This is a genomic window from Nevskia soli DSM 19509 (genome assembly GCF_000711955.1).
In the GTDB taxonomy this organism is placed as follows: domain Bacteria; phylum Pseudomonadota; class Gammaproteobacteria; order Nevskiales; family Nevskiaceae; genus Nevskia; species Nevskia soli.
On sequence record NZ_JONR01000068.1, the window covers coordinates 1 to 14,331 of the forward strand.

Here is a 14,331-nt window from a genome sequence, read left to right on the forward strand (position 1 = left end):
CTCCCGCACCCACGCTGACGCGGCACCGTGTCGCGGGCGATCGTTGTCAGCCCCAGCCATGGAATCACCATGGCTGCGGCCTCCGCCTTGCCTGACCCGATTTTGGACTGCAACGCAGGTGCGATTCATTCTGTTACAGGCTCTTAACATTCCTTGGCATTTCCATTGCCTTTACAGCCCGGTCGATCGGGCGGAGAGACACTTGCCCGTCACGGCGATTGGGGCAAAATGGGCGCGCTGTTCCACAACAACACAAGGAAGGGATGTCATGACGATCGCAAAGCGGGCGGCGGCGGAATTCATCGGAACGGGATGGCTGGTATTCGGCGGTTGCGGCAGTGCGGTACTGGCCGCGGCGTTTCCGAACGTGGGAATCGGTTTCGCGGGAGTGGCGCTGGCCTTCGGCCTGACGGTGCTGACCATGGCTTACACCATCGGCCATATTTCCGGCTGCCATCTGAATCCGGCGGTAACGGTGGGCCTGTGGACCGGCGGCCGCATTCCCGCCGGCGACGTGGTGCCGTACATCGCGGCGCAGGTGCTCGGCGGCATCGCCGGCGCCGGGGTGCTGTACCTGATCGCCAGCGGCACAGCCGGTTTCGACGTCGGCGCCGGCTTCGCTTCCAACGGCTACGGCGCGCACTCGCCGGGCGGCTATTCGCTGGCCGCCGCCGCAACCTGCGAGGTGGTGATGACCTTCATGTTCCTGACCATCATCCTCGGCGCCACGCACCACCGCGCGCCGAAGGGCTTCGCGCCGATCGCCATCGGCCTGGGGCTGACGCTGATCCACCTGGTGAGCATCCCGGTGACCAATACCTCGGTCAACCCGGCGCGCTCCACCGGGCCGGCGCTGTTCGTCGGCGGCTGGGCGCTGGCGCAGCTCTGGCTGTTCTGGGTGGCGCCGATTGCCGGGGCGGTACTGGCCGGTCTGTTGTCGCGCTGGCTGCACGACGACGGCAAGGCGGCCTAGGAGCTCCTGCGGTTCATAACGCGACAGCCGCGCTGCTGCGGCTGTCGCGGAAGCGCTCGCGGTAGGCGCTGGGCGAGACCTTGAGCTGGCGCAGGAAGGCGCGGCGCATGCGCTCCTCGTCGCCGAAACCGCAGCGCTCCGCCACCACGGTGACCTGCAAGGGCGTTTCCTCCAGCAGGCGCCGCGCCGTCTCGACGCGCATGCGCTCGACGAACTTGGCCGGCGGGCACTGCATCTGCTCGCGGAAGACGCGGGTGAAATGGCGTGGGCTCATGTGGGCACGCTCGGCCAGCAGCTCGACGTCCAGCGCCTCGCCGAGGTGCTCGGAGATCCACTCGATCAGGTCGGCGAAGCCTTCGCGGCCGCTGGACTGGCCCGCCAGCAGCTGGCTGAACTGCGATTGCCCACCGGGCCGCTTCATGAACACCACCATGTGGCGCGCCACTTCCATGGTGCGGACGTGGCCGTGGTCTTCCTTGAGCAGGGCCAGGGTCAGGTCGATGCCGGCGGTGACGCCGGCGGAGGTCCAGTACTTGCCGTCGTGGACGAACAGGGCGTCGTCCTCCACCTGGAGATCGGGGTGGGCCTGGCGCAGGTCGTCGCAGTATTTCCAGTGGGTCACCACACGGCGACGCGCCAGCAGTCCGGCGGCGGCAAGGATGAAGGTGCCGGAGCACACCGAGCAGACGCGGCGGGCGCGCGGCGCGGCGGCCTGCAGCCAGGTGATCATGCGCGCATCCTTCAGCGCGAGATGACGGCCGACGCCGCCGCAGACCATCAGGGTATCGATCTCGGTGGTGGCCAGGTCCGGCAGCGGCTCGCTCATGACGGGAATCCCGGCGCTGGTCTGGATCAGGCCGCCGCGGGCCGAGACCACGCGCACCGAATACGCCGGCTGCTCGGGCGAGGCGAGCAGGGTGTTGTAGGTGGAGAAGGCCTGCACGGTGCTGGCGACGTCCAGCAGCAGCACGTTGTCGTAGGCGAGGACGACGATGGAGCGGGTTTTTCCGGCCATTTTCGATCATGTCCTGAAACGAGGGTTACTGGTCTTTTACGCTACAGCGGCGCAATGCTACCTTGCCGGCCTCGAAGTTTCCAATCCTGCGCTCTCCCGCGTTCTTCGGGCAGGCACAGGTCGCGACGGAGGCGGCATGTACAGCGGCATTGCGGGCAGATTGGGCGGACGGCTGCACTACAGCTGGGTGGTGATGGGCCTGGCATTCCTGTGCCTGCTGGCGGCCGCCGGTGTCCGCGCCACGCCCGGCGTGCTGATCGTGCCGCTGGAGCAGGGCCTGGGCTGGAGCCGCGCCACCATTTCCCTGGCGGTGGCGGTGAACGTCTTCCTCTACGGCCTGATGGGGCCGTTCGCGGCCGCCTGCATGCAGCGCTTCGGCATCCGCCGCACGGTGCTGAGTGCGCTGTCCCTGCTGGCCGTGGTGGTGGCCGCGAGCACGCAGATGACAGCGGTCTGGCAGCTGATGCTGACGTGGGGCGTGCTGGTCGGCATCGGCTCGGGCTGCGTGGCGGTGGTGCTGGCCGCGGCGGTGGTGAACCGCTGGTTCGTCGAGCGCCGCGGCCTGGTGATGGGCATCCTCACCGCCAGTACCGCCACCGGCCAGCTGGTGTTCCTGCCGCTGCTGGCGGCGGTGGTGGAGCGCGGCGGCTGGAAGCCGGTGGCCTGGATCGTCGCCGGCGTGGCGGCGGGCGTGGTTGTGCTGGCGGGGCTGCTGCTGCCGGAGTCGCCCAAGGAAATCGGCCAGCGCGCCTATGGCGCCAAAAGTGATGAAGCGATCCCGGACGGGCCGCTGGTCAATCCCGTGGTGGCCGCCTTCCGCGTGCTCGGCCGCGCGGTGCGGGTGCGCGACTTCTGGCTGCTGTTCGCCAGCTTCTTCGTCTGCGGCCTGTCTTCCAGCGGGCTGATCGGCACGCACCTGATCTCGGCCTGCATCGACGCCGGGCTGCCGGCGGTGAAGGGCGCCAGCCTGCTGGCGATGATGGGCATCTTCGACCTGATCGGCACCACCGCTTCGGGCTGGCTGTCGGACCGCTACGACAATCGCCTGCTGCTGTTCTTCTACTACGGGCTGCGCGGGCTGTCCCTGCTCTACCTGCCCTACTCCGGTTTCGCCCCGGCAGGGCTGCTGCTGTTCGCGGTGTTCTATGGCCTGGACTGGATCGCCACGGTGCCGCCGACACTGCGGCTGACGACGCAGGTGTTCGGCGCGGAAGATGCGCCGGTGGTGTTCGGCTGGGTGGTCGCCGGACATCAGCTCGGCGCCGCGGTGGCCGCGTATGGTGCCGGCGTGCTGCGCGAGACCTTCGGCAATTACACCATGGCTTATCTGAGTGCCGGCGGCATGTGCGTGGTGGCCGCGCTGATGGTGATGACCATCGGCGGCAAGCGGACGGTGTTGCGGGTGCAGCCGGCGTAGACGGGCGATCGCGGGTGCCGGCGCGATCGATGACATAAAATCGCGACAGCCCCAACCGATACGTCGCGCATGCGCTTCCCCTGCATCGAAGCGGGACGGAATTTCCGCCCCGACCGCCACCTTCCCTTCCTTGTCGGCGCCGAGCGCTACGGCTGGATTCGCGCCGAAGACGCGGGCGTGCTGGCGCGCTGGCCGGAGGTATTCGAGCTTTCCGGCGCGGCGGTGAAGCTGGCGCCGGCGCTGGATTCACTGGAACGCCGCACCGCGGCACTCGATCCGGTCTGCAAGGCCTTGGCCGAATCCGGCCATATCCGCGGCTGGCGCGACGAGCGCTATACCATCCGCAACAGCTTCGACGAGCAGCCGCTGGCGCTGATCGAACGCGCGGCGGCGCGCTTCTTCGGCACGCTGACTTTCGGCGTGCACGCCAACGGCATCGTCGACGATGAGGACGGCGCACCCCGCCTGTGGATCGCGCGGCGCAGCTTGAGCAAGTTCATCGACCCCGGCAGGTTCGACAACGTGGTGGGCGGCGGCATCGGCTGGGGTTACGGCATCCGCGAAACACTGGTGAAGGAATGTTGGGAAGAGTCCGGCATCGCCGCGGCGCTGGCCGAACGCGCCACGCCGGGCCGCACCATCCATCTGCTCGCCGAGATTCCGGAAGGCGTGCAGCGCGAGCAGATCTTCGTCCATGACTTGCCCCTGCCCGCCGGCTTCAGGCCGAGCGGCCAGGACGGCGAGGTCAGCGAGCATCGCCGCGTCGCCATCGCCGAGGCGCTGGCGTTGATCGCGGAAGGCGAGATGACCATCGATGCCAGCCTGGTCACGCTCGACTGGCTGCTGCGCAGCGGCCACATCGATCCGGCTGCGCCGGAGCTTGCGGGGATCGAAGCATTGTTCAACGCTCCCGATGTCAGCGCCCGCTGAGCCCGCGGTCACGCCGCTGTCCGACATCGGCATCGAGCCGCTGCGCGTGCTGTTGCGCGAATATGGATTGCGCATCGAACTGGTCGCGCCGGGCGCGGCCATTCCCGGCAGCTACTGGGGTGAGCCCGAGGCCGGGCTGGTGGGCGATGTGCTGCACGTGCGCATGGATACGCCGGTGCATTCCGCCCTGCACGAGGGCTGTCATTACATCTGCATGGACGAAGCGCGCCGCGCCGGCCTGCATACCGATGCCGGCGGCACCGACACCGAGGAGAACGCGGTCTGCTATCTGCAAGCCTTGCTGGCGCCGCGCCTGCCGGGCTACTCACGCGCGCAGCTGTTCGCCGACATGGATGCCTGGGGTTACAACTTCATCCTGGGTTCGGCGCAGGCCTGGTTCGCGGGCGATGCCGAGGATGCGCAGGCCTGGCTGCGGCGCGCGGGGCTGATCGACGACCGGGATAATCTCCGGGGAGCCCCTGATCAATCCCAAGCCCTGACGCGGAATTGATCGGTGGCTCCCTGATGCACTTGGCGTAAGATGGTTTCCGCGACTTCCGCAGCCGGAGCCGCCGCAACAACCACAACGACAAGGAGGACGGCCATGTTTACTCTCATCGGTACGCTGATCATCGGGTTCATCGTCGGTCTGCTCGGGCGCTGGCTGCATCCCGGCGACGACAAGATGGGCATCATTCTCACCACGGTGCTGGGCGTTGCGGGGGCCTTTCTCGCCACCTATGCCGGCCAAGCGATGCATCTGTACGAGCCGGGCCAGTCGGCCGGCTTCATCGGCGCCGTAATCGGCGCGGTGGTGCTGCTGCTGGTGGTAGGCGTGATCCGCAAAGCGGTGAAGTAAAACGGCACGACCAGCGCGGCCGCGCATCAAGGCGGCTGCGCTTTCTGCATCTGGATCGGAAGAATCTCGAACACGCAGGGCGCGTGCGCCGCGTAACAGCGCCGGTGGGAGGCCATCAAACGCACCGGGGCCTGAAACCTTGATGTAAGCCGGTTCAGTTAAGGTTCATGTGGGCAGCTTGATACTACGCCCGTGGTTCGCGTTCTCCATCCCTGGCGCGAACCGACCCCCAGTTGCGTTTCCCCTGACGCAGCGACAGGCCGCCCGGTCATCCCCGACCGGGCGGCTTTTTATTGTCCGCGCGGCGTCGCTACTTCTTCGCCTTGGCCTGGTTGGCTACCGCTTCCGCGGCGCGCTTGGCCGCATCGGCATCGCCGAGATAGCGATGGCTCTTCGCCTGCAGACCTTTATCCAATTCGAACAGCAAGGGGATGCCGGTGGGGATGTTCACCTTCACGATTTCCGACTCGGACATGCCGGTGAGGTACTTGTACAGCGCGCGCAGCGAATTGCCGTGCGCGGTCACCAGCACGCTCTGGCCGTTCTTGATCTGCGGGGCGATGACGTCGTGCCAGTAAGGCAGCACGCGGTCCAGCGTGGTGGCCAGCGATTCGGTATCCGGCAGGGCGCGCGGATCGAGGCCGGCGTAACGCGGATCGTTGCGCGGATGGCCGGGGTCGTCCGCCGGCATCGGCGGCGGCGGCACGTCGTAACTGCGGCGCCACACATTGACCTGCTCTTCGCCGAATTTCTCGGTGGTCTCGGCCTTGTCGAGGCCTTGCAGGGCGCCGTAGTGCCGCTCGTTGAGGCGCCAGGTCTTGCTCACCGGCACCCACACCTGGTCCATCACGTCGAGCGCGGTCCACATGGTGCGGATGGCGCGCTTCAACACCGAGGTGTGCGCCTCATCGAAACGCAGGCCTTCGGCCTTCATCAGCTCGCCGGCGGCCTTGGCCTCGGCGCGTCCGACGTCGGTGATGTCCACATCGACCCAGCCGGTGAAGCGGTTTTCAAGATTCCACTGGCTCTGGCCGTGGCGCAGCAGGACGAGTTTGTGAGTCATGTCGGTTATCCAGAAAACAATTGCGAAAAAATCATGCGGGTCGGTTCAGCGGCGTTTATGCCCGGAACCTACGCGTGTGTCACGGCACTGCCGGCTCCGCTGCGCTTGAGCCGACCTGCATGGATGCTTAGTTGCGTACGGTGCAGCCGGTCTTGCGGCGCAACTCGTCGAAGCTCACTTCCGGCGCCAGCTCGACCAGCTTCAATCCTTCCGGCGTCACGTCCAGCACGCCCAGTTCGGTGATGATGCGGTCGACCACGCCCACGCCGGTCAACGGCAGGCTGCACCTGGACAGGATCTTGAACTCGTTGCCCTTGGCGGTGTGTTCCATCAGCACCACCACGCGCTTGACGCCGGCCACCAGGTCCATCGCCCCGCCCATGCCCTTGACCATCTTGCCCGGCACCATCCAGTTGGCCAGGTCGCCGCGCTCGGACACCTGCATGGCGCCGAGGATGGAGAGGTTGATGTGGCCGCCGCGGATCATGCCGAAGGAATCGGCGCTGCTGAAATACGAACTGCCCGGCACGGTGGTGATGGTCTGCTTGCCGGCATTGATCAGGTCGGCGTCGATTTCATCCTCGGTGGGGAAGGGACCGATGCCGAGCAGGCCGTTCTCGGACTGCAGCCAGACGTCCATGCCGTCGGGGATGTAGTTGGATACCAGGGTGGGCAGGCCGATGCCGAGGTTGACGTAAAAGCCGTCCTTGAGTTCCTGGGCGGCGCGCTGTGCCATCTGCTCTCTGGTCCAGGGCATGTTATTTCCTCAGGGTGCGCTGTTCGATGCGCTTTTCGGGGCTGGGGTTGTGGACCAGCCTTTTGACGAAGATGCCGGGGGTATGGATCTGGTCCGGATCGAGTTCGCCGGTTTCGACCACGATTTCGGCTTCGGCCACGCAGATGACGCCGGCGGTGGCGACCATGGGGTTGAAGTTGCGGGCGGTCTTGCGGTAGATGAGGTTGCCGGCCTTGTCGGCCTTCCAGGCCTTGACCAGGCTGACGTCGGCGCGCAGGGCGCGCTCCATGACGTACCACTCCAGTTCGCCGTCCAGGCCGGGGAACTGCTTGGTTTCCTTGCCTTCGGCGACGACGGTGCCGTAGCCGGTCTTGGTGTAGAAGGCGGGGATGCCGGCGCCGCCGGCGCGCAGCTTCTCGGCCAGGGTGCCCTGCGGGGTGAATTCCAGTTCCAGCTCGTTGGCCAGGAACTGGCGCTCGAATTCACGGTTCTCCCCGACGTAGGAGGAGATCATCTTCCTGACCTGGCGGGTGTTGAGCAGCATCCCCAGGCCGAAGCCGTCGATGCCGGCGTTGTTGCTGATCACGGTGAAGCCTTTTTTGCCAGTGTCGCGCAGGGCGGCGATCAGCGCTTCCGGGATGCCGCACAGGCCGAAGCCGCCCACCGCCAGGGTGATGTCGTCGCGGATGATGCCGTCCAGCGCCGCCGCGGCGCTGGGGTAGAGTTTGTTCACGCTGACCCCTTGGAATTGATCTCAGCTTTTCTTGACACGCCCTAGTTTACTGGCTGGTTCGCGGCCCAGCTTGTTCGAGATCCAGCGGCCGGTTTCGATCAGGGCGTCGAGGTCGACACCGGTTTCCAGTCCCATACCCTGCAGCATGTAGACCAGGTCTTCGGTGGCGACGTTGCCGGTGGCGCCGCGGGCGTAAGGGCAGCCGCCGAGCCCGGCGACGCTGGCATCGACCGAGCGCGCACCTTCTTCCAGGCAGGCGTAGATATTGGCCAGCGCCTGCCCGCGCGTATCATGGAAATGCACCGCGATGCGCGCCATCGGCACCGCCTCGGCCACGGCACGCAGCATGGCGCGCGCCTTGCCCGGCGTGCCGACGCCGATGGTGTCGCCGAGCGAGATTTCCTCGCAGCCCATCTGCGCCAGCGCCGCGGCGACGCGCACCACGTCGGACACCTGGACCTCGCCCTGGTAAGGACAGCCCAGCACGCAGGAGACGTAACCGCGCACGCTCAGCCCGGCGGCGCGAGCCCGGTCGACCACCGGCTTGATGCGCAGCAGCGAGGCGGCGATGTCGCAGTTGATGTTCTTGCGGTTGAAGGCGTCGGACGCGGCGGTGAACACGGCGACATGGTCGGCGCCGGCCTGGTGCGCCCGCTCCAGCCCCTGCAGGTTCGGCACCAGCACGGGGTAAGACACGCCGGGCTTGCGGTGCAAGCCGGCCAGCACTTCCGTGGCGTCCGCCATCTGCGGCACCCATTTCGGGCTGACGAAGCTGGTCGCTTCGATCACCGGCAGGCCGGCATTGGCGAGACGCTCGATCAGCTCGATCTTGACGGCGGCCGGCACGCGGGCGGCTTCGTTCTGCAAGCCGTCGCGCGCCCCCACTTCAACGATACGGACGCGGTCCATTATTCAACGGTCGCGGGATGCGCACCGGACACACCGGCCAACACGGGCGCGGCGTAGGCGGGGCGCATGCTACGACTCCTCCAGGTAATAATTCTTGATCCGGACGTAATGTTCGGCCGAATACTTCAGCTGCGCAATCTCGCGCTCGGTCAGCGGCCGCGCCTGCCGCGCCGGCGAGCCGCGGTACAGATATCCCGAAACCAGCTGCTTGCCCGGCGCCACCAGGCTGCCGGCAGCGACGAATACATCGTCTTCCAGCACCGCCTCGTCCAGCACCCGCGCCCCCATGCCGATGAGGCAGCGGTTGCCGATGCGGCAGGCATGCAGGATCACGCCGTGGCCGACGGTGACGTCCTCGCCGATCTGCAGGTCGGCGCCGCCGGGGCTGTAGGGACCGTCATGGGTAACATGCAGTACCGAACCGTCCTGCACGTTGCTGCGCGCGCCGATGCGGATGCGGTTGACGTCGCCGCGCACCACCGCCATCGGCCACAGCGACACATCGTCGCCCAGCTCGACGTCGCCGATCAGCTGGGCCGCGGGGTCGACGTAGACGCCACGCCCCAGGCGGGGCAGCACACCGCGGTATGGCCGGATCATGGACCCGTATCCCCGTCTACTTCGGCGGCACGTAGGTCTGGATCGACGACGGCTGCATCGAGGTCGGCGCATTGCCCACGGTGACGCGGCGGACGAAGGAGTCGATCTTGTTCATCACGTCGGCGTAGCTCTGCAGGCGCACGGCGGTGACGTCGAGGATGCGGCTGTGCGTCAGATCCGGGTAGATGGTCTTTTCCACCATGCCGCCGGCGCGCTTGACGCGGTCGTAGAGGTTGTTGGTGTTGCGGATGTCGATGGTCTCGTCCTTGCCGCCGTGCATCAGCATCAGCGGCGGGGCATTGCCGTCGACATGGAAGACGGGCTGGGTGCGGTCGAAGGTCTCCGGCGGCCCGAACAGGTCGCGCAGGTCCGGATCGGTGATCGGCAGGAAGTCGTAGGGGCCGGCCAGGCCGATCATGCCGCGCACCCAGTTGCGGTTGCCGCCCGCCTGCACCAGGAATTCTGGGTCGAGCGCCAGCATCGCGGCGTTGTAGGCGCCGGACGAATGGCCCATCAGCACGATGCGGTTGGCGCTGCCGCCGTAGCTGCCGACATGGCTGTGGGTCCAGACCACCGCCCGGGCGCAGTCGTTGAGGAAATCCGGATAACGCACCCGCGGATACAGCCGGTAATTCGGAATCACCGCGACGAAGCCGCGCGCCGCCAGCGCCTGGCCGACGAACTTGAACTGCTCCTTGTCGCCCTCGCTCCAGCGGCCGCCGAAGAAGAACACCACCACCGGAGCGTTGTTGCCGCCGTTCTGCGGCGAGTAGATGTCCAGCTTGAGCCCGGTGGTGTCGTCGTAGACCACATTCTGGCTCAGGGTATAGCCTGAACCCGAGGCGGTGGCGTTGAGAAATTGCTGGCTGGAACAAGCACTTAGAGCCAGCAAGCTGGCCAAGGCAAGGAGCAGGACGCGCACCGGGACTTCCTCTGGATCGAATCTGGGGGACAAAGTGGAATAGTACCGCACCGCACCGCGGCAGCACATGCAATACTGATCTCCAGCGGCCCCGACCGCCGTACAAAAAATCCGGAAATCTGGATATCCCTATGCTCCTTCACTACCTCCCCCTGGCCATCCTGGTGGCGCTGCTGCTCTACGCCGTGCTGATCTACAACGGCCTGGTGGCGATCAAGAACGGGGTGGCCAAGGCCTGGAGCAATATCGACGTGCTGCTGAAGCAGCGCCATGACGAGATTCCCAAGCTGGTCGAAGTGTGCAAGGCCTACATGCAGTTCGAGCGCGACACGCTGGAACGCGTGATGCAGGCCCGCGCCGGCAGCCAGGCGGCGCGCGAACAGGGCGACATCCGGGGCGTCTCCGCGGCGGAGGGCGCGCTGCGCGCCGGCGTCGGCCGCATCGCCGCCACGGTGGAGAGCTACCCGCAGCTCAAGGCCAACCAGCAGATGATGAACCTGCTTTCGCGCATCACCGCGCTGGAGAACGAAATCAGCGACCGCCGCGAGTTCTACAACGAATACGTGGCCAACAACAATGTACGCATCGAGCAGTTCCCCGACCTGATCGTGGCGCGGCTGTGCGGCTTCCGGCAGAAGGTGTCGCTGCAATTCAGCGCCGAGGAAACACGGGACGTGGACCTGGGCGCGCTGTTCCGCGCCTGACGCTTCCCCACTTGGACAGCAGCGGCATCCTCGGGCTAGAGTGGACGCTGGCCGCGCTTTGCGGCGGCGCGGCGGCGGCCTGGTTCGGCCTGCGCGACCTGCGCCGCGCGCGCGAACTGGAAGATACGCCGCAGTCGCGCATCCGCTCGGCGGCGCAGGGTTATGTGCAGCTGCTCGGCCGTGCCCGCCTGATGCCGGGCCCGCGCATCGTCTCGCCGCTGACCGGCGTGCCTTGTATCTGGTGGCACTACCGCATCGTCCTCACCTCCGACAACGACACCGAGGTGGTGGCGGACGCCACCAGCGACGACCTGTTCTACCTCAGCGACACCACCGGCGACTGCATCGTCGACCCGGTCGGGGCCAACGTAGAGCCCAATGTCTCGCGCCAGTGGCGCGGACACGCACAGAAACCCCTGCATCTGCCGCGCTCGGCCTGGGATGCGTTCTTCACCTACGGCAAATACCGCTACACCGAGCGGCTGATCACCGAGGATGCGCTGCTCACCGCCAAGGGCTGGTTCCGCACCCAGGCGGCGGCGCAGGCCTCCGACGAGAGCCGCGACCTCGCCGCCCTGCTGGGGGAATGGAAGCGCGACCGCCGCGAACTGCTGCGCCGCTTCGATGCCGACCGCAACGGCCGCATCGATCCCGAAGAATGGGAAACTGCCCGCGCCGCCGCGCTGGAGGAAATCCGCACCCAACGTGCCGAGCAGCAAACGCTGCCGGACCTGAACGTGCTGGGCCAGCCGCCGGACCGGCGCGAATTCCTGCTCTCCGCCGTGTCGCGGCAGACGCTGCTGGAGCGCTACCGCCGCCGCGGCCGGGTGCTGCTTGCCGCCGCCGCGCTGGCGGTCCTCAGCGCCGTGCCGATCCTCCACAGCCACGGCTGGCTATGATGGTGCCGCCGCACTTGAATCGAAGCGCGGGGGACACCAGCTTCAGTCCTGATTTCACCTCCAACTTCCCGGGGCTTTGACTGTCTCAAGGCTTCAGCTCACCCGATCGAACCGCAATCCCATGGAAAATCCCCTGCTCGCCCCCGCCGCGCCCGGCGCCCTCCCGGCTTTCGACCAGATCCGGCCGGAGCACGCCGAAGCGGCGATCGACGTCGTCCTCGCCGACAACCGCAAGGCGCTGGAGCAGCTGCTCGCCGCGCCGGGCGAGCCGAGCTGGGAGACCTTGATCGAGCCGCTGGAAGACATGGGCGATCGCATCTCGCGCGCCTGGGGGCCGGTGTCGCACCTGTTCGGCGTCACCTCCACCGCCGAGTGGCGCAAGGCATTCAATGCCTGCCTGCCCAAGGTCACCGAATACGGCCTGGAAATCTCGCAGAACGAAGCCCTGTTCCACGCCTACGAGCGGCTGAAAGCGCAGCCCGGCTTTGCCGGCTTCTCGGCGACGCGCAAGAAGGTGGTCGAGGACGCGCTGCGTGATTTCCGCCTGTCCGGCATCGCCCTGCCGCCCAAGGAGAAGGCGCGCTACAAGGAAATCGCCATGCGGCTGTCGGAGATCCAGAGCAAGTTCGAAGAGAACCTGATGGACTCGGTGCAGGCCTTCAGCAAGCAGGTCACCGACGAAAGCCTGCTTGCCGGCATGACGCCGCAGGGCAAGGCCCAGGCGGCAGAGCGCGCCAAGGCGAAAGAACTCGAAGGCTTCCTGCTGACCCTGGACTTCCCCAGCTACGATGCGGTGATCAGCTACGCCGACAACCGCGATCTGCGCAAGGAACTGTATACCGCCTACGCCACCCGCGCCTCCGACCAGGGACCGCTGGCCGGCCAGCACGACAATACCGCGCTGATGGGCGAGATCCTGGCGCTGCGCCATGAAGAAGCGCTATTGCTTGGTTTCAAGAACTTCGCCGAGCTGTCGCTGGAAACCAAGATGGCCGAATCGCCCGACGCGGTGGAGCGCTTCCTGCTCGACCTCTCCGGCAAGGCGCGCAAGTTCGCGCAGGCCGAACTGGACGAGCTGAAGGCCTACGCGAAGAAGCGCGACGGCCTGGAGGACTTCCAGCCCTGGGATGCCGCCTACTATTCCGAGAAACTGAAGGAAGACAAGCTGGGCTTCTCCGAGGAGGAACTGCGCCCCTACTTCCCGGCGCCGCAGGCCATCAACGGCATGTTCACCCTGGTCGAGCGCCTCTACGGCGTGAAGATCGAGCGCGTCACCAACGTCGCCACCTGGCACAAGGACGTCACCACCTACGCCCTGCGCGAGGCGGACGGCAGCGACATCGGCCTGTTCTACCTCGATCCCTACGCACGGCAGGACAAACGCGGCGGCGCCTGGATGGATGAATGCCTGGGCCGGCGCCGCACCCATTCCGGCCTGCAATTGCCGGTGGCCTATCTCACCTGCAACTTCGCCCCGCCGCTGGGCAACGACCCCGCCCTGCTGACCCACGATGAAGTGCTGACCCTGTTCCACGAATTCGGCCACGGTCTGCATCACCTGCTGACGCGGGTCGATGAAGCCGCCGTCTCCGGCATCCGCGGCGTGGCCTGGGATGCGGTGGAACTGCCCAGCCAGTTCATGGAGAACTGGGCCTACGACCGCGACACGCTCAACAGCTTCGCCCACCACTGGCAGACCGGCGCGGCGATTCCGGATCAGCTTTTGAAGAAGCTCCAGGCCAGCCGCAGTTTCCAGTCCGGCCTCGCCACGGTGCGGCAGATCGAGTTCGCGCTGTTCGACCTGCGCATGCACCGCGATTACGCGCCGGAGAAGGGCGCGCGCGTGATGGAGACGCTGGCGCAGGCGCGCAAGGAAGTCAGCGTGCTGGTGCCGCCGCCCTGGAACCGCATGCCCAACAGCTTCTCGCATGTCTTTGCCGGCGGGTATGCGGCGGGATATTACAGCTACAAGTGGGCCGAGGTGTTGTCGGCAGACGCCTTTGCCGCGTTCGAGGAGAGCGGCTTTTCGCCGGAGACCGGGCATCGCTTCCGCGATACCGTGTTGTCGAAGGGCGGATCCGAGGATGCGATGGAGCTGTTTGTCGCGTTTCGGGGGAGGAAGCCGAGTATTGAGCCGTTATTGAAGCATTCCGGGTTGACTGCCTGATAGATTAGAACTGTCCTTCTCGCGTAGGCGGGAATCCAGTTTTTGCTGTCATCCTGAGCTGCGCTTGTATGGTCCATTCAGCGTTTCTGCGAAAGTAGAAGCGCTGGGGTGGAGGGACATCGCTGCGCATCTGGCCTGGACAAGAGGCACAGACTTCCTGAGACATCCCCCGCCCGCATTTGAGCGTCGATGAGGAATCTAGCGGCTTTTAAGACCGCCGATGAGTTGCAAGCTCACGCTAATGCGGGGGTCCACCCCAGCCCAATGACCCTAACTGCGGAGGCTGGCGGATGCAAATTCTGGATATTGGTGTGGACGTGGCCAAGGACACCGTGGTGATCGCCCAGCCGGGCGCTGCGCCGCGTACGCTGGCCAACCGGCGCGCCGAGCTGCTGGCCTGGCTC

At 66.5% G+C, this 14,331-nt stretch carries 15 protein-coding genes; 8 read left to right on the forward strand and 7 right to left on the reverse strand.

Annotated elements, in window-relative coordinates; translation table 11 throughout:
* Positions 1 to 268: 268 nt before the first annotated feature.
* Positions 269 to 973: an aquaporin Z gene (aqpZ, locus tag BP26_RS0121910; protein WP_029922696.1), complete on the forward strand. Its 705-nt coding sequence runs from the start codon at positions 269 to 271 to the stop codon at positions 971 to 973.
* A 13-nt stretch (positions 974 to 986) separates the two neighbouring features.
* Here the strand turns inward: aqpZ and BP26_RS0121915 are convergent, their stop codons facing one another.
* On the reverse strand, positions 987 to 1,988 hold the full coding sequence (locus tag BP26_RS0121915) for a GlxA family transcriptional regulator (protein ID WP_051749285.1): 1,002 nt from the start codon (positions 1,986 to 1,988) through the stop codon (positions 987 to 989).
* A gap of 136 nt (positions 1,989 to 2,124) precedes the next feature.
* Here BP26_RS0121915 and BP26_RS0121920 point away from each other — a divergent pair, with 136 nt between their 5' ends.
* The 4 genes from BP26_RS0121920 to BP26_RS0121935 all read left to right on the forward strand — a co-directional run bounded on the left by BP26_RS0121920 (position 2,125) and on the right by BP26_RS0121935 (position 5,194).
* Entirely contained in the window at positions 2,125 to 3,405 is a 1,281-nt protein-coding gene (locus BP26_RS0121920; protein ID WP_029922698.1) for an MFS transporter, read from the forward strand.
* 69 nt (positions 3,406 to 3,474) lie between these two features.
* A complete protein-coding gene (locus tag BP26_RS0121925; RefSeq protein WP_029922699.1) occupies positions 3,475 to 4,335 on the forward strand; it encodes an NUDIX hydrolase in 861 nt (286 codons plus the stop codon).
* Positions 4,319 to 4,846 (forward strand): hypothetical protein, encoded by a 528-nt coding sequence (locus BP26_RS0121930; protein ID WP_157572693.1) that lies wholly within the window; start codon positions 4,319 to 4,321, stop codon positions 4,844 to 4,846. The genes BP26_RS0121925 and BP26_RS0121930 overlap by 17 nt, the downstream gene beginning before the upstream one ends.
* Positions 4,847 to 4,939: 93 nt before the next feature.
* Positions 4,940 to 5,194, forward strand: a complete 255-nt coding sequence (locus BP26_RS0121935; protein WP_029922701.1) for a GlsB/YeaQ/YmgE family stress response membrane protein — start codon at positions 4,940 to 4,942, stop codon at positions 5,192 to 5,194.
* 310 nt (positions 5,195 to 5,504) lie between these two features.
* Here the strand turns inward: BP26_RS0121935 and gpmA are convergent, their stop codons facing one another.
* The 6 genes from gpmA to BP26_RS0121965 all read right to left on the reverse strand — a co-directional run bounded on the left by gpmA (position 5,505) and on the right by BP26_RS0121965 (position 10,157).
* A complete protein-coding gene (gene gpmA / locus BP26_RS0121940) occupies positions 5,505 to 6,257 on the reverse strand; it encodes a 2,3-diphosphoglycerate-dependent phosphoglycerate mutase (RefSeq protein WP_029922702.1) in 753 nt (250 codons plus the stop codon).
* 127 nt (positions 6,258 to 6,384) lie between these two features.
* Positions 6,385 to 7,014: a CoA transferase subunit B gene (locus tag BP26_RS0121945; protein ID WP_029922703.1), complete on the reverse strand. Its 630-nt coding sequence runs from the start codon at positions 7,012 to 7,014 to the stop codon at positions 6,385 to 6,387.
* 1 nt (position 7,015) lies between these two features.
* Positions 7,016 to 7,726, reverse strand: coding sequence for a CoA transferase subunit A (locus BP26_RS0121950; protein WP_029922704.1), 711 nt, complete (start codon positions 7,724 to 7,726; stop codon positions 7,016 to 7,018).
* Between the two features lie 21 nt (positions 7,727 to 7,747).
* Entirely contained in the window at positions 7,748 to 8,635 is an 888-nt protein-coding gene (locus BP26_RS0121955) for a hydroxymethylglutaryl-CoA lyase (RefSeq protein WP_029922705.1), read from the reverse strand.
* 69 nt (positions 8,636 to 8,704) lie between these two features.
* The gene (locus BP26_RS0121960; protein WP_029922706.1) at positions 8,705 to 9,235 is read right to left on the reverse strand and encodes a gamma carbonic anhydrase family protein; all 531 of its coding nucleotides are present in this window, start codon (positions 9,233 to 9,235) and stop codon (positions 8,705 to 8,707) included.
* A 16-nt stretch (positions 9,236 to 9,251) separates the two neighbouring features.
* Entirely contained in the window at positions 9,252 to 10,157 is a 906-nt protein-coding gene (locus BP26_RS0121965) for an alpha/beta hydrolase (protein ID WP_051749286.1), read from the reverse strand.
* 131 nt (positions 10,158 to 10,288) lie between these two features.
* On the opposite strand from BP26_RS0121965, the gene BP26_RS0121970 reads away from it, so the two are divergent.
* The 3 genes from BP26_RS0121970 to BP26_RS0121980 all read left to right on the forward strand — a co-directional run bounded on the left by BP26_RS0121970 (position 10,289) and on the right by BP26_RS0121980 (position 13,927).
* Positions 10,289 to 10,861, forward strand: a complete 573-nt coding sequence (locus BP26_RS0121970; protein WP_029922708.1) for a LemA family protein — start codon at positions 10,289 to 10,291, stop codon at positions 10,859 to 10,861.
* A gap of 11 nt (positions 10,862 to 10,872) precedes the next feature.
* On the forward strand, positions 10,873 to 11,760 hold the full coding sequence (locus BP26_RS0121975; protein ID WP_051749287.1) for a GIDE domain-containing protein: 888 nt from the start codon (positions 10,873 to 10,875) through the stop codon (positions 11,758 to 11,760).
* Positions 11,761 to 11,881: 121 nt separating this feature from the next.
* Positions 11,882 to 13,927, forward strand: a complete 2,046-nt coding sequence (locus BP26_RS0121980; RefSeq protein ID WP_029922710.1) for a M3 family metallopeptidase — start codon at positions 11,882 to 11,884, stop codon at positions 13,925 to 13,927.
* The last annotated feature ends 404 nt before the right edge of the window (positions 13,928 to 14,331 follow it).